We start from the raw sequence: 24,106 nt of genomic DNA, 5'->3' as shown, positions 1-24,106 counted from the left end.
ATGGGCGTGAAAAACCAATCATAATTATGTAAAATAAAAGTGACAGCGGTATCATACAGGATAAAGGTAAGAGAGGAATTAAGTACACATGAACAGACAAGAATTGATTGCAGAAGCATTAAAAGCGCGGGACACAGCGTATGTGCCGTATTCAAATTTCAGAGTGGGGGCCGCTCTTCTTACCAAAGACGGAAAAGTGTACAGAGGCTGCAACATTGAAAATGCGGCATACAGCATGTGCAACTGTGCTGAACGCACGGCGATATTCAAAGCTGTTTCCGAGGGGGATACGGAATTTGCGATGCTCGCCGTGGCTGCGGATACTCCGGGACCGGTTTCGCCGTGCGGAGCCTGCAGGCAAGTAATTTCCGAGCTGTGCTCAAAGGATATGCTTGTTATTCTGACCAACTTACAAGGACAAATAAAAGAAATGACTGCGGAAGAATTATTGCCGGGCGCATTTTCATCGGAGGATTTACATGACGAACGAAAGCTTTAAATCAGGATTTGTATCTATCATCGGAAGGCCGAATGTAGGAAAGTCTACCTTTTTAAACAGGGTCATCGGTCAAAAGATCGCCATCATGAGCGACAAACCCCAGACGACAAGAAATAAAGTCCAAGGGGTGCTGACAACCGGCACGTCGCAGACCATTTTTATTGATACACCGGGCATTCACAAACCAAAGCACAAGCTTGGCGACTTTATGATGAAAGTGGCGCAGAATACGCTGAAAGAAGTTGACTTGGTGTTATTTATGATTAACGCCGAAGAAGGGTACGGAAAAGGCGACGAGTTTATCATTGAAAAGCTCGGACAGACGTCCACGCCGGTCTTTCTGATCGTAAACAAAATTGATAAGATCCACCCTGACCAGCTGCTTCTTTTAATTGATGAGTACCGTACGCGCTATCCGTTTAAGGAAATCGTGCCGATCTCAGCTTTGGAAGGGAACAACATCGAAACCCTTCTCGCGCAGATTGAAGCGTATTTACCGGAAGGGCCTCAGTTCTATCCGAGCGATCAGGTGACTGACCATCCTGAGCGGTTCATTATTTCTGAACTGATCAGGGAAAAGGTGCTCCATCTGACAAGGGAAGAAGTGCCGCACAGCATCGCTGTCGCCATCGAGTCCATTAAAGGGCAGGAAAACGGCTCCGTCCATGTCGCCGCCACCATTGTGGTCGAGCGGGATTCTCAAAAAGGCATTGTCATCGGCAAAAAAGGAGCGCTTCTGAAAGAAGTCGGCAAAAGAGCGCGGGCTGATATTGAAGCTCTTTTGGGCTCACGCGTTTACCTGGAATTATGGGTGAAGGTGCAGAAGGACTGGCGGAATAAAATGTCTCAGCTGCGTGATTTCGGCTTTAAAGAGGATGAATATTAATTCATCTAAGGCGCATGCCTGAGGTGTGAGATTACCTCACAGAAGCAGGGATTCGTTAGCAAAATTTGTTTAACATGAAAAGGAGGACATCAGGTCAAGATAAGGGTAAGAATTTGGATTGCAAAGCTAGTTTAATGATGAAAGGTGGGTTTTTTGTGTTGAATTTTACCTGGAACGTATTTTCTCAAACAGGAAGTGTTGATACGTACCTTCTTTTTAAAGAACTGGAAAAAGAGAACCTGGAAAGACCCGAAGAACCGGAAGATGAGCTAGCCCGAATTGATTTTCCAATTTTGTAAACCTCTTGGCCCCTCCCGTTGTTGGAAGGTGCGGAAATGCTGACTAAATGTGAAGGAATCGTGCTCCGTACGAATGACTACGGGGAGACGAATAAAATCGTGACATTGCTGACGAGGGAACACGGCAAAATCGGCGTCATGGCAAGGGGCGCCAGGAAGTCAGCCAGCCGGCTGTCAGCAGTCAGCCAGCCGTTTTTGTACGGGTCATTTTTAATGCAAAGAACATCCGGACTCGGCACGCTCCAGCAGGGTGAAATGATTCTCAGCATGAGAACGATCAGAGAAGATTTATTTTTGACGGCGTATGCCGCTTTTATCGCTGAACTCACTGACAAAGGAACGGAAGAGAAGAAACCGAACCCCTATTTATTCGAATTGATTCTCGAATCCTTTAAGAGGCTGAATGACGGGACTGACCCGGACGTGATCACCTTCATCGTGCAGATGAAAATGCTCGGCGTCATGGGGCTGTATCCGGAGCTGAATCATTGTGTCCACTGCAAAAGCGGGGAAGGGACGTTTCATTTTTCGATAAGAGATAACGGGTTTATCTGCCACCGCTGCTTTGAAAAGGATCCGTACAGAGTTCCGATTTCGCCGCAAACGGCAAGGCTGCTAAGGCTTTTTTATTACTTTGATATCGGAAGGCTCGGCAGCGTCTCGTTAAAACAGGAAACCAAAAACGAAATTAAACGGGTCATTGATCTGTATTACGAGGAATATTCAGGACTTTATTTAAAGTCAAAGCGGTTTTTAGACCAGATGGAAAGCATGAAGAACCTTTTGGATGAAAACAAAAGTTGACATTCTGCCCATCTTTTTATATGATCATTTATTATAAAATATGTTGCAGTGACAGAAAGAAGTACTTGCGTCCAACTCATACAAGCGACCTTAGGGCAGTGTAAGCTAAGGATGAGCGCGCAACGAAAGGCATTCTCGAGCAACCCTTTAAAAAGAGGCTGAGTGATTCACATCCTCAGCAACTAGGGTGGAACCGCGGGAGAACTCTCGTCCCTATGTTTGCGGCCGGCAAGCATAGAGACGGGAGTTTTTTGGTTGCCGCCGCACTTGTAAAAGAATGGAGAAAGTGGAGGTGCTTGAAATGAACATTCAAGATATGATTTTAACCTTGCAGAAGCACTGGTCGAATGAAGGCTGTGTGCTCATGCAGTCGTATGATGTGGAGAAAGGCGCAGGCACAATGAGCCCATATACATTTTTACGAAGCATTGGGCCGGAACCGTGGAGAGTGGCTTACGTTGAGCCGTCCAGACGGCCTGCGGACGGACGGTACGGTGAAAACCCGAACAGGCTCTATCAGCATCACCAATTCCAAGTCATTATCAAGCCGTCGCCTGATAACATTCAAGAGCTTTACCTTGATTCATTGCGTGCGCTCGGCATTGACCCGCTTGAACATGATATCCGTTTCGTAGAAGACAACTGGGAAAACCCGTCTTTAGGCTGTGCAGGTCTCGGCTGGGAAGTATGGCTTGACGGGATGGAAATTACTCAGTTTACATACTTCCAGCAGGTGGGCGGAATTGAATGTAAACCGGTATCCGTTGAGATCACATATGGTATTGAACGTCTCGCGTCATATATTCAGGATAAAGAAAACGTCTTTGATCTTGAATGGACGTCAGGATTTACTGTGAAAGATTTATTTATGATGGCTGAATATGAGCATTCCGTTTATACTTTTGAAACATCTGACGTGGATATGCTTTTCCATTTGTTCAGCACCTATGAAAAAGAAGCGATCAGACAAATGGATAACGGGCTCGTGCATCCGGCCTATGATTATGTGCTGAAATGCTCTCACACATTTAATCTGCTCGATGCAAAAGGCGCGATCTCGGTGACAGAGCGGACGGGTTATATCGGCCGTGTCCGCAACTTAGCGAGAAAAGTGGCAAAAACGTATTATGAAGAACGGGAAAAATTAGGGTTCCCAATGCTTAAAGAGGAGGGCTCTTCCCATGAGTAAACAAGACTTGCTTTTAGAGATCGGACTCGAGGAAATGCCGGCGCGGTTTTTACATGACAGCATGGTGCAGCTCGGTGAAAAGCTGACCGGGTGGCTGGCTGAAAAAAATATCGCCCACGGCGAAGTGAAACTTTTTAATACGCCGAGACGTCTGGCAGTATATATAAAAGACGTAGCAGAAAAACAGGCTGATATTCAGGAAGAAGCAAAAGGCCCGGCGAAAAAAATCGCTCAGGATGCTGACGGAAACTGGACAAAAGCCGCTATCGGATTTTCAAAAGGCCAAGGCGCCGAAGTGGATGACCTGTATATAAAAGATGTAAACGGCACGGAATATGTCTTCGTTCAAAAATTCCAGGCGGGACAAGAAACGAAGACACTTTTACCGCAGCTGAAAAATTTGATTGCCGGATTGCATTTTCCGAAAAACATGCGCTGGGGCACGCAGGATCTGCGCTATATCCGTCCGATCAAATGGATTGCCGCCCTCTTTGGAAAAGACGTCATTCCGTTTGAAATCACAAATGTCGAGACGGGCCGGAACACGCAGGGACACCGCTTTCTCGGCCAAGAAGTATCTGTTGATGCGCCGTCATCATACGAAAAGCTGCTGAAAGAACAAAGCGTCATTGCTGACCCGAAAGAACGCAAACAAATGATCCAAACCCAGCTGGACGCACTTGCGGCCGAGAAGAAATGGAATATTCCGATCGATGAGGACCTGCTGAACGAAGTCAACCATCTGGTGGAATACCCGACAGCGCTTTACGGATCTTTTGAATCCGAATTTCTTTCTATCCCTGAAGAAGTGCTCGTGACAACAATGAAAGAGCATCAGCGCTACTTCCCGGTAAAAGATAAAAACGGGAATCTGCTGCCTCATTTTATTACGGTAAGAAACGGGAACAGCCATGCAATTGAAAATGTTGCCCGCGGAAACGAGAAAGTGCTGAGAGCAAGGCTTTCAGATGCTGCGTTCTTCTACAAAGAAGACCAAAAGCTGAACATTGATGAAAACGTGAAGAAACTGGAAAATATCGTTTTCCATGAAGAGCTCGGCTCCCTTGGAGATAAAGTAAGAAGAGTGGCCGCCATTGCGGGCAAACTTGCCGTCCGCCTGAAAGCGGATGAACAGACGCAAAAACTTGTGAAGCGCGCCGCAGAAATTTCTAAATTTGACCTGGTTACACATATGATCTATGAGTTCCCTGAGCTTCAGGGCGTAATGGGAGAAAAATATGCGCGCATGCTCGGTGAAGATGATGCCGTCGCTGCCGCTGTCAATGAGCACTATATGCCGAGAGCAGCCGGGGGAGAAGTGCCTTCAACCTTTACCGGCGCGGTTGTGGCTTTAGCTGATAAACTGGACACGATTGCTTCCTTCTTCAGCATTGACGTAATTCCGACAGGTTCTCAGGATCCGTACGGATTGCGCCGTCAGGCAAGCGGCATCGTTTCCATTCTGATCGACCGCAATTGGGGCATTTCGTTTAAAGAGCTGCTGTCATTGACAGAAACGGAAAAAGAAAATGAGCTCCTCGATTTCTTTACACAGCGTCTGAAATACGTCTTAAACGCTGAAGACATCCGTCATGACGTTATTGAAGCCGTTCTGGACAGCACAGAGCTTGAGCCGTATGCAGCCGTTCATAAGGCAAGAGTGCTTGAGAAGCACCTCGGCACACCCGGCTTTAAAGAAACGGCTGAATCACTCGGCCGGGTCATCTCCATCAGCAAAAAAGGCGAGAGCCGCGATGTCAAGCCGGATCTGTTTGGAAATGAACAGGAGAAAAAGCTGTATGACGCTTATCAAAAAACAAAAGACAGTGTCGCGGAAAGCTTTGCCTCCAAAAACTATGAACAGGCGCTTGCTGTGCTCAGCGGATTAAAGGAGCCGATCGAAGACTACTTTAATCACACGATGGTAAATGCTGAAGATGAAGCATTAAAAACCAACCGTTTAGCGCAAATGACCGCTCTTGCAGATGTGATCAAGTCTTTTGCTAATATGAATCATCTTATTGTAAAATAAAGAAAAAGACGGTTGCTGTGTGATCGGCAATCGTCTTTTCCCCTTTTACATAAACATCACAGAATGAAAACATAGATAAAGAAACCCTTCCATAAAGGTGGTGAGTACGATCGAATTAAATAAACGGCAAGAACAAATTTTACAGATTGTAAAGGAAAACGGCCCGATTACCGGAGAGCATATCGCAGAACAGCTCAATTTAACGAGGGCCACGCTGCGCCCGGACTTGGCCATACTCACCATGTCAGGCTTCTTAGAGGCCCGTCCGCGGGTCGGTTATTTTTATACGGGGAAAACGGGAAATCAGCTGCTTGCGGATAAACTGAAAAAGCTGCAAGTGAAAGATTTTCAATCGATCCCTGTTGTCATCAATGAGAATGTCTCGGTATACGATGCCATCTGCACCATGTTTTTAGAAGATGTCGGCACGTTATTTGTCGTAGATCGTGATGCTGTCTTAGTCGGTGTGCTTTCACGCAAAGATTTGCTGCGGGCGAGCATCGGCCAGCAGGAACTTGCCTCAATACCGGTTCATATTATCATGACAAGAATGCCGAATATCGCCGTCTGCCGGCGTGACGATTATGTGATGGACATCGCCAAGTATTTAATTGATAAACAGATCGATGCCCTGCCCGTTATTAAAGATACGGATAAAGGCTTTGAGGTCATCGGCCGGTTTACCAAAACGAATATGACTAAGATACTTGTCAGTTTATCAGAAAATGAAATCATATAAGCTTGAAAACTAACGGGGGGATAACATGGACAATCGCATCATTTATGTAGTATCAGACTCAGTCGGAGAAACCGCCGAACTCGTTGTAAAAGCCTCGCTCAGCCAGTTTAACGGCTCAGCCGATGATACGCATATCAGAAGAATACCTTATGTGGAAGATATCGGCACCATTAATGAAGTCGTGTCTCTCGCCAAAGCGGACGGCGGCATTATTTGTTTTACGCTCGTTGTTCCTGAAATGCGCAAATACCTGGTTGAACAAGCGGAAAAAGCGAATGTGCTGTATTACGATATTATCGGTCCGCTCATCGATAAAATGGAATCAGCTTACGGTCTGACCGCCAAATATGAACCGGGCCGCGTCCGCCAGCTTGATGAAGATTATTTCAAAAAGGTCGAGGCGATCGAGTTTGCCGTCAAATATGACGATGGCAGGGATCCAAGAGGCATTTTAAAAGCCGATATCATCCTGCTCGGAGTATCCAGAACGTCTAAAACCCCATTATCACAATATCTTGCCCATAAGCGTCTGAAAGTGGCCAATGTGCCGATCGTTCCTGAAGTCGATCCGCCGGAAGAACTGTTCAGCGTTGATCCGAAAAAATGCATCGGCTTAAAAATCAGCCCTGATAAACTGAACCATATACGAAAAGAACGGTTAAAATCTCTCGGCTTAAATGACAAAGCCATTTACGCCAATATCAACAGAATTAAAGAAGAGCTGGAGTATTTTGAGAAAATCGTGGACCGGATCGGCTGCCAAGTCGTTGACGTTTCGAATAAAGCGGTCGAGGAAACAGCGAACATCATTCATCATCTCAAAACAAAGGGCCGATAACTCAGGACGCTTTATCCTGGGTTTTTGGGTATGCAAATAGGGAATAAACAAAAAGGATGGCATCTTCGCGAAGTTTGTATTATAATAAAAAATTGTGATAAAATGTTTATTTTTAGGTTTAAGCTTCGTGTGATACGAATAAACTATTATGGGTAAGATGTCAAGAATAACTCCCGGAAATTTTTCGACAAAACTCAAAATAGATCCGCAGTCATGGAGCATATGCGATTTCGCTTGTTTTTATGCAGGAGATTGATGGAGGGATGGAGAATTAGTCTTCTAAATGAAAAAGAAAAGACGATTTTTGTCGATGCAGACGCATGCCCCGTAAAAGAGGAAATAATGCTCATTGCATCGCAATACAGCGTTCGGGTTATTTTCGTCGCATCATTTGAACACTACCAGCTTTCCAGAAGCAAAGACGAGAACTGGGTATACGTTGATCCTCATAAAGAAGCGGCAGATTTATATATCGCAAACCATGTGAGATCGGGAGACGTCGTAGTCACGCAGGATATCGGTTTAGCCTCTCTTTTGCTGAACAGAAATATTGCCGTCTTATCGGAAAGGGGCCGTTCTTATACTGAAGACACGATTGACTTCGCTCTGATGAGCCGTCATATGTCAGGCAAAATGAGAAGAAGCGGCATTCATTCCAAAGGACCTAAAAAATTAAATAAAGAAGATCGGAATCGATTTGTTACCCTGCTTAAAAAAATCCTGTCGAATGATGAAGGGATTTCAAATCAAAGCATCGAATAATGTACGACGGAGTGTTATAAGATGGGAAACCGCATACCAGATGAAGTAGTTAATCAGGTGCAGCAGTCAGCAGACATTGTTGAAGTCATAGGTGATTATGTCCAATTGAAAAAGCAAGGCCGCAACTACTTTGGGCTCTGTCCGTTTCACGGGGAAAACACGCCCTCGTTTTCCGTCTCCAGCGATAAGCAGATCTTTCATTGCTTCGGATGCGGTGCGGGCGGGAACGTTTTCTCTTTCTTACGGCAGATGGAAGGCTATTCATTTACGGAAGCTGTTTCTCACCTTGCGGATAAATATCAGATTGATTTCCCTGATGATATAACGATTCACTCTGCATCCAGGCCTGAATCTTCCGGAGAGCAAAAGATGGCGGAAGCCCACGAGCTTCTGAAGAAATTTTACCATCATTTGCTAATAAATACAAAGGAAGGCCAGGAAGCGTTAGATTACCTTTTATCAAGGGGTTTTACGAAAGAGCTCATAGATGAGTTTGAAATCGGCTACGCGCTGGATTCCTGGGATTTCATGACGAAATTCTTGAAAAAGCGCGGTTTTGAGGAAGAACTGATGGAAAAAGCGGGTCTGCTGATCAGAAGGGAAGACGGCAGCGGGTATTTTGACCGTTTCAGAAACAGAATTATGTTTCCCATTCATGATCACCACGGAGCCGTGGCGGCTTTTTCAGGAAGGGCGCTCGGAAGCCAGCAGCCGAAATATATGAACAGCCCGGAAACGCCGCTGTTTCATAAATCTAAGCTGCTGTATAACTTTCATAAGGCGCGCCTGCCGATCAGGAAAGAGGAGAGAGCCGTTCTGTTTGAAGGATTCGCTGACGTCATATCCGCCGTCAGCTCAGGCGTAAAAGAAAGTATCGCCACAATGGGGACGTCGCTCACCGAAGAACATGTGAAAATCCTCAGGAGAAATGTTCAGGAGGTCATTCTCTGCTACGATTCGGATAAAGCCGGGTACGAAGCTACGCTGAAAGCGGCCGGCCTGCTCCAGAAAGCCGATTGTAAGGTAAGAGTAAGCATGCTGCCTGACGGGCTTGATCCTGATGATTATATCAGAACCCGGGGCGGAGAAAAATTCCGGACCGATATCATTGATGCAAGCGTTACGGTCATGGCTTTTAAAATGCAGTATTTCCGCAAAGGGAAAAACTTATCTGACGAAGGAGACCGGCTCGCTTACATGAAAGAAGTGCTGAAAGAAATCAGCGCTCTTTCCGGGTCGCTTGAGCAGGAAATGTATGTGAAACAGCTCGCCTCAGAATTTTCTCTTTCGGTAGAGTCTTTGACGGAACAGCTTTCTATCTACGCCAGACAAAACGCCCCCGGCGACAAAAACGCCGAACCGCAGACAAGACGGGCCCGGGTGACGACAAAAGCGAAACGGCGCCGTCTCCGTCCCGCCTATGAGAACGCGGAAAGACTTCTGCTCGCTCATATGCTGAGAGACCGAAACGTCATAAAGAAAGTGATTGAGCGTGTCGGCTTTGAATTTAACATTGACGGACATCGTGCGCTGGCAGCATACCTGTACGCTGTTTATGAAGAGGGGGCTGACATGACGCCGCAGCATCTTATGGCGAGAATGCAGGATGAGGAAATCAGCCAGCTGCTTTCAGATATAGGGATGCTCCAAGTAAACGAGGAGCTCTCAGAGGCCGAGTTATCCGATTACGTAAAAAAAGTGTTGGATCACCGAAAATGGTCAATGATAAAGGAAAAAGAAGCAGAAAGAGCGGATGCGGAGAGGCAGAAAGACTTCGTGAAAGCTGCGTCTCTGGCTCAAGAAATTGTTGCATTGAACCGATCATTAAAGTAACACCAAAAAGAGGCTTGCGTTCTGATTGGCAATGATTCCTTGCGGAGGAGCAAATAGATCGCTTAACCTCATCATGAATTGTCATTTATTATCCGCAGCCCTGCATGCTGAAAAAGAGAGAAGGCTTCCGGGTCGGATAAGAAACATACCGCTTTTAGAATTCGTTGCAAGCTTTGGAAGGAGGGATCCATAATGGCTGATAAACAAACCCACGAAACAGAAACAGAACTTACATTAGACCAGGTAAAAGAGCAGCTTACTGAAACTGGAAAAAAACGTGGCGTTTTAACATATGAAGAAATTGCTGAACGCATGTCCAGCTTTGAAATTGAATCAGACCAAATGGATGAGTATTATGAATTTTTAGGAGAACAAGGTGTTGAATTAATTAGTGAAAATGAAGAAACGGAAGATCCTAATATTCAACAGCTTGCCAAAGCCGAAGAAGAATTTGACCTTAATGACCTCAGCGTACCGCCTGGTGTAAAGATCAATGATCCAGTCCGCATGTACCTTAAGGAAATCGGACGGGTAAATCTTCTTTCTGCTAAAGAAGAAATCACCTACGCTCAAAAAATTGAAGAGGGTGACGAGGAATCTAAACGCAGACTGGCTGAAGCAAACCTTCGTTTAGTTGTCAGCATTGCTAAACGGTATGTCGGCCGCGGCATGCTTTTCTTAGACTTGATCCAAGAAGGAAACATGGGTCTCATGAAAGCAGTCGAGAAGTTTGACTACCGTAAAGGATATAAATTCAGTACGTATGCGACTTGGTGGATCAGACAGGCGATTACACGCGCCATCGCTGACCAGGCGAGAACAATCCGTATCCCGGTTCACATGGTGGAAACCATCAACAAATTAATCCGGGTGCAGCGTCAGCTTCTTCAGGATCTTGGCAGAGAGCCGACACCGGAAGAGATTGCTGAAGACATGGATCTTACACCTGAAAAAGTCCGTGAAATATTAAAAATTGCTCAAGAGCCTGTTTCTTTAGAAACGCCGATCGGTGAAGAAGACGACTCACATCTCGGTGACTTCATCGAAGACCAGGAAGCGACATCTCCGTCGGATCATGCGGCATATGAGCTTTTAAAAGAACAGCTGGAAGATGTGCTGGATACGTTGACAGATCGTGAAGAAAACGTGCTGCGTCTCCGTTTCGGTCTGGATGACGGACGCACAAGAACTTTGGAAGAAGTCGGCAAAGTGTTTGGAGTAACGAGAGAGCGTATTCGCCAAATTGAAGCAAAAGCGCTTCGCAAATTGAGACATCCGAGCAGAAGCAAACGTCTGAAGGATTTTCTCGAATAGAATGGAACGGGTCTTTTTGATCCGTTCTTTTTTATGTATAAGATATATGGATAATATACCTTTATTTTACTGGATAAGCATATGTTTTGCAAATGAGTTCGGAAAAAATGCGGCATGTCCTGAAAGGGGGAAAATGAGATAAGTTTATTTATATTCTTTATTGTAAGCGTATACAATTCATTATACAATAGAATAAAGATAATTTTGTGATAAGCAAAACAGTTATTTTGCTTTTTGTATAAATTGTGAAATCAATGAAATTGCTGAGCAAGACCATTTACTTTTTGTAAAAATAAGTTAGAATTAGAAGTGTTTACATAGGGGGAGAATGAAAAAGGGGGATGGAGATATGAAGTGGAATCCGCTGATTCCTTTTTTGCTCATTGCAGTGCTGGGAATAGGGCTGACTTTCTTTTTAGCTGTAAAAGGCAATGGAGATGCGCATCAGATCGCAAGCGGCGGTGAAAGCAAAAATGCCGAGAAGGAAACTGCAAACGCTTCACCTGAAGAGATTTATAAAGCGAACTGCATCACATGTCACGGGGAAAACTATGAAGGTGTGTCAGGGCCGAACTTAAAAGGCGTCGGCAAAAGAAAAGATGTCGCTGAGATTAAAACAAAAATTGAAAAAGGCGGCAACGGGATGCCCGCGGGCCTTGTGCCGGCCGAAAAGCTGGATGACATGGCAAAATGGGTTTCTGACATTAAATAAAGCTTTACCGGTCCCTATATAAAAGACATATGAAAAACTCTATCCGCCGCTTGGATTCCGGGCGGTTTTTTTATATGATAGTAAAGGAAAAAGAACCTGAGAAAAGTTGTGATATTGTGAATGAAATGAAGTTATCTAAAAGATTGCAGTCTGTGGCGGAATATATCCCTCCGGGTGCCCTGGTTGCTGATATCGGGTCAGACCACGCGTATCTTCCTTGCTATGCCGTTTTGAATCATTTGGCAAGCCGGGCAATCGCCGGTGAAATTACAGACGGACCGTTTCTATCCGCCAAACAGCAGGTGGAAAAACTGGACTTAAGCACTCTTATCTCCGTAAGGAAAGGTGACGGGCTGAGCGTCCTTGAAAAAGGAGAAGCCGGCGCCATTACAATCGCTGGCATGGGCGGAGCGCTGATCGCTCATATTTTGGAGTCCGGAAAAACGAAATTGACGGGGCGTGAACGGCTGATTCTGCAGCCGAATATTCATGCCGTTCATATAAGAGAGTGGCTGTATCAGGAAGGCTATGAACTGCTTGATGAAGTGATTCTTGAGGAAGACGGAAAGTGTTATGAAATCCTCGTTGCGGAAACTGGCGACCGTGATGCGCCGTATCGGGACGTGCCGATGGCTGCCGGAATGCTTGCGGGTCCGTTTTTATTAAAAGAGAGGAATGAAGTGTTTCTTCGGAAATGGAGCCAGGAACTTAAGCATACTGAACAAATTTATGAACAGATCAGCCGCAGCGCAAAGCATGAAAATCATGAAAAATTAGCTGAATTGAAAGAGCGGATCTCTCTGCTGAAGGAGGTAATCGGACATGCCTAAACATGTAAACGGACAGGAAATCATCCAGCTGTTTGAACAATTTTCACCGAAGGCTTTTGCGGTGGAAGGAGATAAAATCGGCCTGCAGATCGGTACATTGAATAAGCCGGTGAAAAATGTCATGGTGACATTGGATGTTCTGGAACAAACGGTAGATGAAGCCATTGAGAAAAAAGTTGACTTAATTATCGCCCACCACCCGCCGATTTTTCGGCCGCTTAAACAGATCACCACTGATCAGCCTGGCGGAAGACTGATTGAGAAATGTATAAAGCATGATATTGCCGTATATGCGGCTCATACGAATCTTGATGTGGCGGACGGCGGTGTGAACGATCTGCTTGCCGAAGCTCTCGGCCTGACAGACACAGAGGTGCTCGTCCCGACATATTCGGACCCGCTGAAAAAGCTTGCCGTATATGTTCCGAAAGACTATGAAGAAGCTGTAAGAACTGCACTTGGCAACGCCGGAGCGGGACATATCGGCAATTACAGCCATTGCGCGTTCTCCTCTGAGGGAATCGGCAGCTTTAAGCCGCTGGACGGGGCAGAACCGTTTATCGGACAGACGGGAGAACTGGAGCTCGTCCATGAAGTGAGACTTGAGACCGTTTTTCCGGCAAGTATGGAGAGAACCGTCGTAAAAGCGCTGAAAAAAAGCCATCCGTATGAAGAGGTGGCATATGATATTTATCCGGTGGAGCAGTCTCCGCTTGAAAAAGGGCTCGGCCGCATCGGAAAACTTCAGCAAGATATGACGCTTGAAGAGTTTGCGCTGTTTGTGAAAGAAAAGTTTGACGTTAACGGAGTCCGGATGGTCGGAGAGCGAAACAGCAAGGTGAAAAAAGTCGCGGTTCTTGGCGGGGACGGAAATAAATATATTTATCAGGCAAAGCGGAAGGATGCAGATGTTTACGTGACAGGCGATCTTTATTTCCATGTAGCGCATGATGCGATGATGATGGGATTAAACGTCGTGGACCCGGGGCATTATGCTGAAAAGATCATGAGAAAAGGCACGGCTGAGAAGCTTACGGCAATGGCCGGAGAGAAAAACTATGATGTGCGCATTTTCGCTTCCGAAACAGATACAAACCCATTTACCTTCTTATAAAAAAACTGAGGCCTCGGGCCTCAGTTTTTTATTTTTACTTTCGGAAGGATTTTTTTAAGCGGCACACTGTGTTCAAGCTGCCATGTCGATTCATCGTTGTGGTCAAACTGCTCTAAAAAGCGGATGACTTCCTTTGTAATCGGTGTCGGTGTTGATGCGCCTGCGGTAACGGCGACGGTATTGACGTCTTTCAGCCATTCGAGCTTCAGTTCACTGATGTCTCCGATTCGGTAGGCTTTTGTTCCGGCGATTTCTTCTGACACTTGCGCCAGTCTGTTGGAGTTATTGCTTTTCGGATCACCGACAACAATGGTTAAGTCCGCTTTTTTTGCCTGCTCTGATACAGCTTCTTGACGAACCTGTGTGGCCAGGCAGATTTCCTGATGGTATTGCACGTACGGGTACTTTTCTTTGACTGATTCCATAATATCGTGGACGTCCCACTGGGACATTGTCGTTTGGTTTGTAACGATTAATTTCTCAGCCTGAATATCGAGATTTCTCACGTCTTCCTCTGTTTCAACGAGATGAACGATTTCAGGAGCGACGCCGACGGCTCCTTCAGGCTCGGGGTGGCCTTTTTTACCGATGTATATGACGTGATAGCCTTCAGCTTTTACTTTTCGGATTAAGTCATGTGTTTTCGTGACGTCCGGGCATGTGGCGTCAATCGTAACAAGCCCTTTTTCCTCAGCGGCTTTTCTTACTTCCGGAGATACCCCGTGAGCCGTGAAAATAACGGTTCCTTTTTCCACCTGCTTTAAAATCTCCAGACGGTTTGTGCCGTCAAGCGTGTAAATGCCGTCTTCCTCAAACGCATCTGTGACATGCTTATTATGAACAATCATTCCGAGTATATATATAGGCCTTGGCAGTGTTTTATCGAGTGACGCGTTTTTGGCTATGACCATGGCATCAACAACGCCGTAACAGTAGCCGCGCGGCGATATTTTGATAACGTCCAATGTAGATGTCCTCCTATCAAAAGTGAGTGTAGAGGCAATATAAAAAGCCGTAGTTAAACGGCTCAAATCTTGCATTCTTCTGATCTCATTATAGCTAATCTTTCGTGAGATATCAAAGAATGTTAAATATATAATTTCGGCTTTGATCTGCCCGATGTTCTTTTTGGACGCGGCTGTTCCGCTGAGTCTGCCTGTGCGGCGTCTTTTTCTTTTGAAGCGGATGCTTTTTCAGACGTCTTCTTTGATGTTTTGGATGAGGCGTCTGATTTGTTTTCATCTTCTGTTTCATCTGTTTTTTCAGCTTCATCCTTTTTGTCCTGTTCGTCTGTTTCTTTTGTCTCGTCAGATTCATTCTCGTCATCACTGCTGCTTAATTGGCTGTAAAGCTTCATCATGGCGGGCAGACTCCGTACTAAAGGGCCGTACTGCTGGATCATCGGCGTAACCTGCTGCGCCACGCCGAGCACCTTCTGAACGTTGCCGAGCATGCTCGACAGGGATGCCGGACTTGCCAGGTTCTGTATTCCCTGCAGTCCTGCACCTGCTCCTCCGCTGGCCGCCGCCGGTGCCGACGCGGCAGCGCTTCCTCCTCCTGAACCGGGTAAAAAACGGGAAAGCATCCCTTTTAAGCCCCCTCCGCCGCCCGTGCCTGCGTTTCTCAGGCCCGCTCCGGCAATCTGCTGCTGAGGGAAAAGCTGCCGTCCCTGCTGCATCAGCTGCCGGCCCGGCAATGACGGTCTTCCTCCCATCATCATACGCGGATTCATAAACGGCCGTCCCTGCTGCGCCATATTTCTCATCGGCTGCTGTGGAAACATACTTGTACCTCCTTTCTGTCTCTCTGCTATTACAATATGCATCGGAGGGGGCATTTGCTTTTCTGTCTCGAAAACAGGATTCCCCCAAGACATGGTGTTTTTAAGTAAAATCGGTTATAATGTGATGATGGACACAGAATGTGCCGCTTTAAGGAGCTGGGAAAAATGAAAGAAACTAAATTTGATGGATACAACTTAAAACCGTTTATTATAGATGCAGTTCACCGCCTTGGTTTTTATGAACCGACAGATATTCAAAAGCGTCTGATACCTGCCGTACTGAAAAACGAAAGCGTGATCGGGCAGTCCCAGACGGGGACGGGGAAAACCCACGCCTATTTATTGCCAATTTTGAATCGGATTGATCCGGGTTCAGATACGGTACAGGCTGTTATCACGGCGCCGACGAGAGAGCTTGCCAATCAGATTCATCAGGAAGCGCTCAAAATCACACAGGGTGCGGAAGATGAGCCGATCCGGACAAAATGCTTCATCGGCGGGACGGACAAGCAAAAATCAATTGATAAGCTGAAAACACAGCCTCATCTCGTCGTCGGAACGCCGGGCCGGATCGCGGATCTGATTAAGGCGCAGGCATTGAACGTCTATAAAGCGCAGTCTCTCGTCATTGACGAAGCTGATCTGATGCTTGATATGGGCTTTTTAGAAGACGTTGATTACATCGGATCGCGTATGCCGGAAGAACTTCAGATGCTTGTGTTCTCAGCTACGATTCCGGAAAAGCTGAAGCCGTTTTTGAAAAAGTATATGGAAAATCCGAAGTATGCGCATGTTGAGCCGAAAAGAATCACAGCCGAAAAGATTGAACATGTGTTGGTTCCTTCTAAACAGCGTGATAAAGACAAACTGCTTTTTGATATGATGTCTCATCTGAACCCTTATCTGGGCATTGTGTTTGCAAATACAAAAAACACGGCTGACCATATTGCGAAATACCTGACTGAAAAAGGAATGAGGGTCGGTCTTCTGCACGGGGGATTAACGCCGCGTGAGCGCAAAAAGGTAATGAAGCAGATTAATGATCTGGAATTCACTTATGTCATTGCGACAGACCTTGCGGCTAGAGGAATTGACATTAAAGGCGTAAGCCACGTCATCAACTATGAGCTTCCGGACGATTTGGATTTTTATGTTCACCGTGTCGGAAGAACTGCACGCGCCGGTTCATCAGGCCAAGCACTGACCATTTATGAGCTTTCTGACGAAGATGCGCTCGCAAGACTTGAAAAGATGGGCATTGTGTTTGACTATGCGGAGCTTGTAAACGGGGAATGGAAGAAAGGCGATGACCGCCACCGCCGTAAAAATCGCAAAAAGACGGCAAATGAGGCTGACCAAATTGCGAAACGCCTCGTGAAAAAGCCGAAAAAAGTAAAGCCGGGCTATAAAAAGAAAATGAGCTACGAAATGGAAAAAATTAAAAAGAAGCAGAGAAGAAACCAATCTAACAGAGGAAAGTAGGGGGAATCGGGTTGCTGAAAATAGGTTCACACGTCTCAATGAGCGGAAAACATATGCTCCTTGCCGCAAGCAAGGAAGCTGTTTCGTACGGGGCGAATACATTTATGATCTATACGGGCGCTCCCCAAAACACGCGCCGAAAAAAAATTGAAGACTTGAATATCGAAGCGGGCCGCGCCCATTTGAAGGAAAACGGCATCGACGAGATTGTCGTGCATGCGCCGTACATCATTAACATCGGAAATACGACAAATCCGGCAACATTTGAGCTGGGCGTTGATTTTCTGCGTTCTGAAATTGAAAGAACGGCAGCGATCGGCGCGAGACAGATCGTGCTTCATCCAGGAGCGCATGTCGGAGCTGGGGCTGAGACGGGCATCAAAAAAATCATTGAAGGTTTAAACGAAGTGATTGTTCCCGAGCAAAACGTGCAGATTGCGCTGGAGACAATGGCGGGCAAAGGATCAGAATGCGGGAGAAGCTTTGAAGAGCTGGCCGAGATCATTGCGGGAGTCACGCATAATGAACATCTATCCGTCTGCTTTGACACTTGCCACACCCATGACGCCGGGTATGATGTCGCTAATGATTTTGACGGTGTTCTTAACGAGTTTGATAAAATCGTCGGCATCGATCGGATAAAAGTCCTTCATGTTAACGACAGTAAAAATATTAAAGGCGCCCGGAAAGACCGCCATGAAAATATCGGGTTCGGAGAGATCGGTTTTGACGCTCTGCAGTACATCGTTCATCACGAGCAGCTTGCCGATATTCCGAAAATCCTCGAAACACCGTATGTAGGCGAAGACAAGAAAAATAAGAAGCCGCCGTACCGTTTTGAAATCGAAATGCTGAAAGAAAAACAGTTTGATAAGGAGCTTCTTGAAAAAATATCAGCTCAATAAGAAAGAAAGGAGGGGCGGGTGTCCCTCCTTTCTTACCCTGAGAATTGATTGAAAAGTTCGTCAACTTTCCGCGCCGTTTCTTTTGAGGTTATCGTTTCCACTTTTTTCAGCAGGCGCAGCCGCTCCTGTTCATCAAAAATATTAATGTTTTTTCCGTGCATCAGAGCCGCTACCTCAGCCGCTTGACTTCTTGTAATGCTGATTCCGTATTGCTTGGAATATTTCAGCAGATCGTCCGCAGTGACTTGATTGAGCCGCTGCAAAATAATTCTTTGTATTAAAATCATCGATACTTTCACCTCTTTAGACATAATGTATTGAGCAGATCATTAAAATGTTACAGCTTTTAATGGTAAAATAAAGTTGCTTACTGTTTAAAATAGTTATTATAGGAAAGGAGATTTTATGACCCCAAATAAACAGCATAAAAGAGAATCATTTTTACACTTTATCTTCAGGGTCATTATGATTCTGATCGGGGCGGGTTCAGCCGCCGTAAGTATTGAATTGTTTCTGGTCCCTAATAATTTTATCGACGGAGGCATTATCGGTGTTTCATTAATTTTAGACCACCTCTTTATGTCCAATCCCCTCCTCAATTTTGCCTTATTCGTTGTGTTACTCAACATTCCATTTATGATTTTCGGATATAAATATATCGGAAAAACATTTCTCATCTCTACTGTTATCGGAATCGTCGGTTTAGCGCTGATTGAATCCTCCTTGCACCATGTGGAGGCCATTACGACCCAGCCTATTTTGGCGACGGTATTCGGGGGGCTTTTGCTCGGTTTCGGGGTAGGCCTTGTCATCCGAAACGGAGGCTCGATGGACGGTACTGAAATCCTCGGTATCCTTCTCACGAAAAAGCTGCCCTTTTCAGTCGGGGAATTCGTTATGCTCATCAATGTGTTTATTTTCATTTGGGCCGGTTTTGTGTTCGGTCCGGAGCAGGCAATGTATTCTTTCATGACTTATTATATTGCCATGAAAACGATTGACGCGGTCATCCAGGGGCTTGATGAAACAAAAGCGGTCATTATTGTTGCAGAGCAATATGCTGAGATCTCAGATGCAATATTGCACCGGCTTGGACGGGGAACCACCAAGCTTCAGGGAAAAGGCGGATATACGGATGAAACCAAAGAAGTCATTTACGCGGTCGTGACAAGGCTTGAAGTGACTAAATTGAAATCCATTGTGTTTGAAATTGATAAAAACGCCTTTATTACGATCATGAATACCCATGAAACGAGGGGCGGTAAGTTCAAAACCGCGATTCACTAGGCTTTCATTTACTTTTCATCATTTTATAGGTATAATTTGATACATCATAAGAAAATGGCCTGCTGTTCAGACAGCTGCCATTTTCTTTTTGGAGCGATACCGTGTTGTAAAGGGGAGGTCCTCATGAACGTACAAGAAGCGTTGAACCTGCTGAAAGAAAAAGGGTATAAATATACGAGTAAGCGAGAAGACATGCTGCAGCTTTTTGCTGATTCTGATAAATATCTGACCGCCAAAAACGTGCTTGCCGCATTAAATGACGACTATCCGGGTCTGAGCTTTGATACCATATACAGAAATCTTTCGTTATATGAAGAACTCGGCATTTTGGAAACGACGGAGCTTTCCGGAGAAAAACTGTTCCGTTTTACATGCTCTTATACCCATCATCATCACCATTTTATCTGTTTAACCTGCGGGAAAACGAAGGAAATTGAGTCCTGTCCGATGGATAAGCTGCACGATGATTTGGAAGGGTATGACATCAGCGGCCATAAGTTTGAAATTTACGGCACCTGTCCGGCGTGCCGATAAAAAACCTCCTGCTTATACAGGAGGTTTTTTTCAGCTTTTAACATGCTGAAAGCTATGTTTGTTTTTATTAATCCAGGCGACGGCTTCAAGCCAATTCTGCACCCTGATAATATTGGAATCGATGGGGAGCTGATTATATGGGGAGTTAAAAAGGATAACCGGAATGCCTGCTTCTTTTGCGATCATTGTCGCATTGCCGTGGTGATCTTCGAAAAATAAATCAATGCCGTGTTTTTTGACGGCTTCCACTTTGTGATGGCCTCCGACAAGCTCAATGTGATCGTAATGAATTTTCTGGTTTGCAAACCAGTCCAGCGTAACATCTTCTAAGTGGCCGCGTCTTGCCGTAATGTAGATCAGGCGGTGCTCTTCTTTCAGTCCGTCCAGTGCCTGCTTGGCAAATTCCGCGAGTTTCGCTTCTTTATATATGGCTGCTTCATGAACGTTCATCCATTCCCAAAATTCCTCGTCTGTAATGTTCAAAAGCTTCGTCAGATCATAATCAGTCATATCATCCAAGGTAATGGAAAGATGAAATGAGCGGTTTAAATAAGGGACAAATGTATCCTGTGCCGTAACTGTGCCGTCAATATCTATACCTAACCGTAACATGTCCACACTCCTATAAATTCATCCCTTCAAGTGTAACATAAACAATTAACAATACCAGAAAAGTTTAGCAAACATGAATCCGTAAAAAACGCGGAAACTAAAAAAGCTCCTTTCATAAAAGAAAAAGGGGGAATTGAAGGTGGCATACGATTACGAAAATCGAAAAGGCAACGACTACTATGTGGATCATGGATCGGAAGGAACCGATATCACGCGTGATGTTTATTCAGAAGAAACAGCGGCCGAAATCTCAGAGCCATATCGTGCTTCTGACCGGGCAGCAGACCGTGATGATAATCGGGACGGAGTAAGTGAAGGCCGGGGGATAGGGTATGCAGCATTGGCTATTTCTATCATTTCCCTGTTTGTGCTCCCTGTTTTATTAGGGGCATGCGGCATTATCGTCGGCTATATCGCCAGAAGAAGAGGAGCAGGCGCTTTAGGCGGATGGGCGATGGGAATCGGTATTGTTTCCCTTGTGCTCGGCATCTTCATTACACCGTTTTTTTAACACAGCGCAAAAAAAAGCTTGGCGGAATATCCGTCAAGCTTTTTGTGTTTCTTGTTCTGCTTTTGCTTTTTCCGCTTCAAGCTTTGCGTAGTGTTCTTCTGCCAGCTTGTCGATTTCTTTTTTCAGCTCTTCGACCATGGTTTCTTCAGGGACTTTGCGGACGATTTGGCCTTTGCGGAAAAGAAGTCCTTCGCCGCGCGCGCCGGCAATCCCGATATCGGCTTCTCTTGCTTCGCCCGGTCCGTTAACGGCACATCCGAGAACCGCTACTTTAATCGGCGCTTTGACTTTAGAAATGTATTCTTCCACTTCATTTGCGATGCTGATGAGATCAATTTCGATCCGTCCGCATGTCGGGCATGAAATAAGCGTAGCCGCGTTTGAAGCGAGACCGAATGATTTCAGCAGTTCTCTGGCTACTTTTACTTCTTCAACCGGGTCGGCGCTCAGAGAGATCCGGAGCGTGTTTCCGATTCCTTTGCTTAAAATCGCTCCGAGTCCGGCCGCGCTTTTTACCGTTCCGGCAAACAGCGTGCCCGATTCTGTAATTCCGAGGTGGAGCGGATAATCAAATGCTTTTGACGCTTTTTCGTATGCTTCTATGGCGAGATTGACGTCAGACGCTTTCATGCTGACGATGATGTCATGAAAGTCAAGGTCTTCCAGGATTTTGATATGATGAAGCGCACTCTCAACCATTCCGTCAGCAGTCGGATAGCCGTATTTTTCTAAAATGCGCTTTTCCAAAGAACCCGCGTTTACACCGATCCGGATCGGAATACCTTTTTCTTTCGCCGCTTTTACGACGGCTTCCACTTTTTCGCGCCGGCCGATGTTACCCGGGTTGATTCTGATTTTGTCGGCGCCGCCCTCAATTGCTTTTAATGCAAGCTTGTAGTCAAAATGAATATCGACAACGAGAGGGATGGAAATTTGTTTTTTGATGTCGGCAATCGCGTTAGCGGCGCGTTCATCCGGACATGCCACCCGGACAATTTGGCAGCCGGCTTCGGCTAAACGGTTGATTTCCGCAACTGTTGCTTCTACGTCGTGTGTCTTGGTCGTCGTCATACTCTGAATGACGACTTCGTTATTTCCGCCTATTGTTAAAGGTCCCACTTTGACGGGACGCGTTTTTGTACGATGTGTGATTTCACTCACTTGTCAATCGCTCCTTAATTGTAGTTACCGCTTTTGCAGGCTGAGCCTTTTACATGTCAGGCAACTTCTATTTACATGTTATATTGTAACAGTGTATTTGCCGAACTGACAAGAAATTAACGTTTAATTGCGGTAGACGGGGAATTTATAAGCGGTGCCTGCCCGAATGGCGTTTGCTTTCACATTCGGATTCAGCGCTTCAAAATCTTGTGCAATATCATCTGGCGCTTTATGTGCGCCGACTATCGACATCACCGTATCGCCTTTTTTGACCGTAACCGTTCTGTATGAAGCTTCCTGTTTTGCTGGCTGTGCCGCCGCTGCGTATGCTGGAAGGTCTTGAGAAGGGATCGTGCCGATTTTAAGATCGTAAAAGATAATGAATATCACAAATAAACTGCCGAATACAAAAGTAAGCCGCTTCATTCCAACCGCCTCCCGCATACATTTTTACTTCATTGTATGCTTGTCCCATTTTGTTCATGACAAAAAAGAAGACCGCCGGGGGCAGTCTTTGTTACACAGCTGTTTTTCTTGGCGGTATCTCTTTTAAGACGAGGAAAAGGATGATAAAGTTTACAAACCAATTCACTAAAAATTCACTCGGCACCGTAATGACAAGCGCGCGCATGATCGTAAAGAATATGGTCGAAAGTGTAATGGAATAAGCCGAAAGCTTCCAGAGCTGCTGGTAATTCAATGTCTTTCTTTGCGCATTTTTCAATATCAGGCCGATGACGGCGAGAAATGATACTTCAATGAATTTTCCGGCCGCTGTCATGATGAACAGCAAAACGGACAGGACGGTGACGATCATTGTTTTATTTTGGTTTAATGCTGATATGATTTCTTTTTTTGTGATATCAGCAGGCATCAGCGAATAATTCATTTCTGTCGCCTGTCCGTCTACAGCAAGCACCATTTTATTTTTCAAAATGCCGATCGCATTTTGTTTAGCCGCTATTTGTTTCGCGCCGTAAGCATCTGTCGGATCAAACACGATGACAAAGCCGTTCGCTTCCGTTTCCTTAGAGGCGGACGCTTTCGTCTGCAATTCTCCGTTTGAAATGCTGAAATCAGGGAAATCTTTCTTTAACACGGTTTTGAAACCGTTCATTGAGTTTACGGTGCCGGAGCAAAGGTAATAAGCGCTTGGCAGCGTAAAAAGGATAGACAGCAAAAATACATAAAGGATCGCTTTTCCTATCCCCTGAAACCGTGTTTTTGCAATATCCGCCGGAGAGTATGTACTTTTCAATAAAGCCGTAAATATGTTCAACATCTTCACTTCCTAGCCTAAACTGGTATATGTTGCTTATTGTATCGTTCACAGGGGATGAACACAAGTGAGAGTATTTAAAGCGGTGATAAGGAATCATACATAATAAGATAAAGCGGGAAGCTGTGATCGCCCGCAAAACAAAGGAGGGTGTTTTTGTCATGAGTGTTTTGTATTGGCTGATTATCATTGCGGTCTTCGTCATTGCTTTTATCGGGCTTGTATATCCGGTGATTCCAAGCGTTATTTTTATTGTGGCCGGTTTTCTTCTCTACGGATTTTTGTTTTCCTTCAGTCCTTATTCTTACTTATTTTGGCTCATTGAGGCGGTATTTGCGGCCGTTTTATTCGCAGCTGACTATGTGTCAAATTTACTTGGCGTTAAAAGGTACGGAGGAAGCAGGGCGGCAATCTGGGGAAGCACGATCGGATTATTGATCGGGCCCTTCGTTATTCCCGTGGCGGGCATTATATTAGGCCCGTTTATCGGTGCTCTCTGCGCTGAGGTGTTTGTTCATCAAAAGGATATCAAGTCCGCGGCAAAAGTGGGGCTCGGCTCGTTAATCGGCTTTTTAACAAGCGTCGCGGCAAAAGGCGTCATTCAGCTCTTTATGATCGGATACTTCTTATGGACGGTGCTTTAGAAAGGTTTAATTTCGGCCGTGAACGGATAAAGTGTAATATGTCTGCTGGAATCGCCG

The 24,106-nt window shown here is 45.5% G+C and carries 27 protein-coding genes; 20 read left to right on the top strand and 7 right to left on the bottom strand.

Features of this window, described 5'->3' with window-relative positions; translation table 11 throughout:
* Positions 1-88: 88 nt before the first annotated feature.
* The 14 genes from MY7_RS10735 to MY7_RS10675 all read left to right on the top strand — a co-directional run bounded on the left by MY7_RS10735 (position 89) and on the right by MY7_RS10675 (position 13,851).
* A complete protein-coding gene (locus MY7_RS10735) occupies positions 89-499 on the top strand; it encodes a cytidine deaminase (RefSeq protein ID WP_003152976.1) in 411 nt (136 codons plus the stop codon).
* Complete coding sequence (gene era / locus MY7_RS10730) at positions 480-1,385, top strand: GTPase Era (protein ID WP_007612653.1); 906 nt, start codon at positions 480-482, stop codon at positions 1,383-1,385. The genes MY7_RS10735 and era overlap by 20 nt, the downstream gene beginning before the upstream one ends.
* 155 nt (positions 1,386-1,540) lie before the next feature.
* Positions 1,541-1,684, top strand: coding sequence for a YqzL family protein (locus tag MY7_RS19240; RefSeq protein WP_007408286.1), 144 nt, complete (start codon positions 1,541-1,543; stop codon positions 1,682-1,684).
* A 36-nt stretch (positions 1,685-1,720) separates the two neighbouring features.
* Positions 1,721-2,488 carry a DNA repair protein RecO gene (gene recO / locus MY7_RS10725; RefSeq protein WP_007408287.1) on the top strand — a complete coding sequence of 256 codons (768 nt, stop codon included), beginning with the start codon at positions 1,721-1,723 and terminating at the stop codon, positions 2,486-2,488.
* A gap of 301 nt (positions 2,489-2,789) precedes the next feature.
* A complete protein-coding gene (gene glyQ / locus MY7_RS10720) occupies positions 2,790-3,677 on the top strand; it encodes a glycine--tRNA ligase subunit alpha (protein WP_003152984.1) in 888 nt (295 codons plus the stop codon).
* Positions 3,670-5,709 carry a glycine--tRNA ligase subunit beta gene (gene glyS, locus MY7_RS10715; RefSeq protein ID WP_007612651.1) on the top strand — a complete coding sequence of 680 codons (2,040 nt, stop codon included), beginning with the start codon at positions 3,670-3,672 and terminating at the stop codon, positions 5,707-5,709. Before glyQ ends, glyS begins: the two co-directional genes overlap by 8 nt.
* Before the next feature lie 100 nt (positions 5,710-5,809).
* Positions 5,810-6,448 carry a transcriptional regulator CcpN gene (gene ccpN, locus MY7_RS10710; RefSeq protein WP_007612649.1) on the top strand — a complete coding sequence of 213 codons (639 nt, stop codon included), beginning with the start codon at positions 5,810-5,812 and terminating at the stop codon, positions 6,446-6,448.
* A 25-nt stretch (positions 6,449-6,473) separates the two neighbouring features.
* Entirely contained in the window at positions 6,474-7,286 is an 813-nt protein-coding gene (locus tag MY7_RS10705) for a pyruvate, water dikinase regulatory protein (RefSeq protein WP_003152991.1), read from the top strand.
* 255 nt (positions 7,287-7,541) lie between these two features.
* Positions 7,542-8,048: a YaiI/YqxD family protein gene (locus tag MY7_RS10700; RefSeq protein ID WP_007612647.1), complete on the top strand. Its 507-nt coding sequence runs from the start codon at positions 7,542-7,544 to the stop codon at positions 8,046-8,048.
* Positions 8,049-8,069: 21 nt separating this feature from the next.
* Positions 8,070-9,881, top strand: coding sequence for a DNA primase (dnaG, locus tag MY7_RS10695; RefSeq protein ID WP_007408290.1), 1,812 nt, complete (start codon positions 8,070-8,072; stop codon positions 9,879-9,881).
* Between the two features lie 192 nt (positions 9,882-10,073).
* Positions 10,074-11,195, top strand: coding sequence for an RNA polymerase sigma factor RpoD (gene rpoD / locus MY7_RS10690; protein WP_003152998.1), 1,122 nt, complete (start codon positions 10,074-10,076; stop codon positions 11,193-11,195).
* 349 nt (positions 11,196-11,544) lie between these two features.
* The gene (gene cccA, locus MY7_RS10685) at positions 11,545-11,907 is read left to right on the top strand and encodes a cytochrome c550 (RefSeq protein WP_003152999.1); all 363 of its coding nucleotides are present in this window, start codon (positions 11,545-11,547) and stop codon (positions 11,905-11,907) included.
* Positions 11,908-12,032: 125 nt separating this feature from the next.
* Positions 12,033-12,737, top strand: coding sequence for a tRNA (adenine(22)-N(1))-methyltransferase (locus tag MY7_RS10680; RefSeq protein ID WP_032860295.1), 705 nt, complete (start codon positions 12,033-12,035; stop codon positions 12,735-12,737).
* Complete coding sequence (locus tag MY7_RS10675; protein WP_007612634.1) at positions 12,730-13,851, top strand: Nif3-like dinuclear metal center hexameric protein; 1,122 nt, start codon at positions 12,730-12,732, stop codon at positions 13,849-13,851. Before MY7_RS10680 ends, MY7_RS10675 begins: the two co-directional genes overlap by 8 nt.
* Before the next feature lie 20 nt (positions 13,852-13,871).
* Here MY7_RS10675 and MY7_RS10670 read toward each other — a convergent pair whose 3' ends face one another.
* The gene (locus MY7_RS10670) at positions 13,872-14,816 is read right to left on the bottom strand and encodes a 4-hydroxy-3-methylbut-2-enyl diphosphate reductase (protein ID WP_029326068.1); all 945 of its coding nucleotides are present in this window, start codon (positions 14,814-14,816) and stop codon (positions 13,872-13,874) included.
* 122 nt (positions 14,817-14,938) lie between these two features.
* The gene (vrrA, locus tag MY7_RS10665) at positions 14,939-15,634 is read right to left on the bottom strand and encodes a VrrA/YqfQ family protein (RefSeq protein ID WP_012118006.1); all 696 of its coding nucleotides are present in this window, start codon (positions 15,632-15,634) and stop codon (positions 14,939-14,941) included.
* Positions 15,635-15,799: 165 nt separating this feature from the next.
* Here vrrA and MY7_RS10660 point away from each other — a divergent pair, with 165 nt between their 5' ends.
* Together MY7_RS10660 and MY7_RS10655 are read left to right on the top strand one after the other, a co-directional pair.
* A complete protein-coding gene (locus tag MY7_RS10660) occupies positions 15,800-17,116 on the top strand; it encodes a DEAD/DEAH box helicase (RefSeq protein WP_015240227.1) in 1,317 nt (438 codons plus the stop codon).
* Positions 17,117-17,127: 11 nt separating this feature from the next.
* Positions 17,128-18,021 (top strand): deoxyribonuclease IV, encoded by an 894-nt coding sequence (locus tag MY7_RS10655; RefSeq protein WP_029326069.1) that lies wholly within the window; start codon positions 17,128-17,130, stop codon positions 18,019-18,021.
* 32 nt (positions 18,022-18,053) lie between these two features.
* Here MY7_RS10655 and MY7_RS10650 read toward each other — a convergent pair whose 3' ends face one another.
* Positions 18,054-18,308, bottom strand: a complete 255-nt coding sequence (locus MY7_RS10650; RefSeq protein WP_003153013.1) for a DUF2624 domain-containing protein — start codon at positions 18,306-18,308, stop codon at positions 18,054-18,056.
* A gap of 118 nt (positions 18,309-18,426) precedes the next feature.
* Here MY7_RS10650 and MY7_RS10645 point away from each other — a divergent pair, with 118 nt between their 5' ends.
* Positions 18,427-19,308, top strand: a complete 882-nt coding sequence (locus tag MY7_RS10645; RefSeq protein ID WP_007408296.1) for a YitT family protein — start codon at positions 18,427-18,429, stop codon at positions 19,306-19,308.
* A gap of 123 nt (positions 19,309-19,431) precedes the next feature.
* A complete protein-coding gene (locus tag MY7_RS10640; RefSeq protein ID WP_007612627.1) occupies positions 19,432-19,842 on the top strand; it encodes a Fur family transcriptional regulator in 411 nt (136 codons plus the stop codon).
* Between the two features lie 30 nt (positions 19,843-19,872).
* Here the strand turns inward: MY7_RS10640 and MY7_RS10635 are convergent, their stop codons facing one another.
* Positions 19,873-20,454, bottom strand: a complete 582-nt coding sequence (locus tag MY7_RS10635; protein ID WP_007612626.1) for a hypothetical protein — start codon at positions 20,452-20,454, stop codon at positions 19,873-19,875.
* Between the two features lie 133 nt (positions 20,455-20,587).
* Here MY7_RS10635 and MY7_RS10630 point away from each other — a divergent pair, with 133 nt between their 5' ends.
* Positions 20,588-20,965 carry a DUF308 domain-containing protein gene (locus tag MY7_RS10630; RefSeq protein ID WP_087920773.1) on the top strand — a complete coding sequence of 126 codons (378 nt, stop codon included), beginning with the start codon at positions 20,588-20,590 and terminating at the stop codon, positions 20,963-20,965.
* A gap of 33 nt (positions 20,966-20,998) precedes the next feature.
* Here the strand turns inward: MY7_RS10630 and ispG are convergent, their stop codons facing one another.
* The 3 genes from ispG to MY7_RS10615 all read right to left on the bottom strand — a co-directional run bounded on the left by ispG (position 20,999) and on the right by MY7_RS10615 (position 23,408).
* Entirely contained in the window at positions 20,999-22,117 is a 1,119-nt protein-coding gene (gene ispG, locus MY7_RS10625) for a flavodoxin-dependent (E)-4-hydroxy-3-methylbut-2-enyl-diphosphate synthase (protein ID WP_169510269.1), read from the bottom strand.
* 132 nt (positions 22,118-22,249) lie between these two features.
* Entirely contained in the window at positions 22,250-22,552 is a 303-nt protein-coding gene (locus MY7_RS10620; RefSeq protein ID WP_025285006.1) for a LysM peptidoglycan-binding domain-containing protein, read from the bottom strand.
* Positions 22,553-22,643: 91 nt separating this feature from the next.
* On the bottom strand, positions 22,644-23,408 hold the full coding sequence (locus MY7_RS10615; RefSeq protein ID WP_007612618.1) for a DUF1189 domain-containing protein: 765 nt from the start codon (positions 23,406-23,408) through the stop codon (positions 22,644-22,646).
* Positions 23,409-23,566: 158 nt separating this feature from the next.
* On the opposite strand from MY7_RS10615, the gene MY7_RS10610 reads away from it, so the two are divergent.
* Complete coding sequence (locus tag MY7_RS10610; protein ID WP_015240226.1) at positions 23,567-24,049, top strand: DUF456 domain-containing protein; 483 nt, start codon at positions 23,567-23,569, stop codon at positions 24,047-24,049.
* Positions 24,050-24,106: the final 57 nt, after the last annotated feature.

This window comes from Bacillus sp. 5B6 (assembly GCF_000259405.1).
In the GTDB taxonomy this organism is placed as follows: domain Bacteria; phylum Bacillota; class Bacilli; order Bacillales; family Bacillaceae; genus Bacillus; species Bacillus velezensis.
The sequence above is the reverse complement of the archived record's forward strand: the minus strand, read 5'-3'. Positions and strand labels throughout refer to the sequence as shown.

Bases quoted from the DNA above. Each gene is read 5' to 3' on its own strand.
- MY7_RS10735 (WP_003152976.1), top strand. From the start codon at position 89: ATGAACAGACAAGAATTGATTGCAGAAGCATTAAAAGCGCGGGACACA.
- era (WP_007612653.1), top strand. From the start codon at position 480: ATGACGAACGAAAGCTTTAAATCAGGATTTGTATCTATCATCGGAAGG.
- recO (WP_007408287.1), top strand. From the start codon at position 1,721: ATGCTGACTAAATGTGAAGGAATCGTGCTCCGTACGAATGACTACGGG.
- glyQ (WP_003152984.1), top strand. From the start codon at position 2,790: ATGAACATTCAAGATATGATTTTAACCTTGCAGAAGCACTGGTCGAAT.
- glyS (WP_007612651.1), top strand. From the start codon at position 3,670: ATGAGTAAACAAGACTTGCTTTTAGAGATCGGACTCGAGGAAATGCCG.
- MY7_RS10705 (WP_003152991.1), top strand. From the start codon at position 6,474: ATGGACAATCGCATCATTTATGTAGTATCAGACTCAGTCGGAGAAACC.
- MY7_RS10700 (WP_007612647.1), top strand. From the start codon at position 7,542: ATGGAGGGATGGAGAATTAGTCTTCTAAATGAAAAAGAAAAGACGATT.
- dnaG (WP_007408290.1), top strand. From the start codon at position 8,070: ATGGGAAACCGCATACCAGATGAAGTAGTTAATCAGGTGCAGCAGTCA.
- rpoD (WP_003152998.1), top strand. From the start codon at position 10,074: ATGGCTGATAAACAAACCCACGAAACAGAAACAGAACTTACATTAGAC.
- cccA (WP_003152999.1), top strand. From the start codon at position 11,545: ATGAAGTGGAATCCGCTGATTCCTTTTTTGCTCATTGCAGTGCTGGGA.
- MY7_RS10680 (WP_032860295.1), top strand. From the start codon at position 12,033: ATGAAGTTATCTAAAAGATTGCAGTCTGTGGCGGAATATATCCCTCCG.
- MY7_RS10675 (WP_007612634.1), top strand. From the start codon at position 12,730: ATGCCTAAACATGTAAACGGACAGGAAATCATCCAGCTGTTTGAACAA.
- vrrA (WP_012118006.1), bottom strand. From the start codon at position 15,634: ATGTTTCCACAGCAGCCGATGAGAAATATGGCGCAGCAGGGACGGCCG.
- MY7_RS10660 (WP_015240227.1), top strand. From the start codon at position 15,800: ATGAAAGAAACTAAATTTGATGGATACAACTTAAAACCGTTTATTATA.
- MY7_RS10650 (WP_003153013.1), bottom strand. From the start codon at position 18,308: ATGATTTTAATACAAAGAATTATTTTGCAGCGGCTCAATCAAGTCACT.
- MY7_RS10645 (WP_007408296.1), top strand. From the start codon at position 18,427: ATGACCCCAAATAAACAGCATAAAAGAGAATCATTTTTACACTTTATC.
- MY7_RS10640 (WP_007612627.1), top strand. From the start codon at position 19,432: ATGAACGTACAAGAAGCGTTGAACCTGCTGAAAGAAAAAGGGTATAAA.
- MY7_RS10635 (WP_007612626.1), bottom strand. From the start codon at position 20,454: ATGTTACGGTTAGGTATAGATATTGACGGCACAGTTACGGCACAGGAT.
- MY7_RS10620 (WP_025285006.1), bottom strand. From the start codon at position 22,552: ATGAAGCGGCTTACTTTTGTATTCGGCAGTTTATTTGTGATATTCATT.
- MY7_RS10615 (WP_007612618.1), bottom strand. From the start codon at position 23,408: ATGTTGAACATATTTACGGCTTTATTGAAAAGTACATACTCTCCGGCG.
- MY7_RS10610 (WP_015240226.1), top strand. From the start codon at position 23,567: ATGAGTGTTTTGTATTGGCTGATTATCATTGCGGTCTTCGTCATTGCT.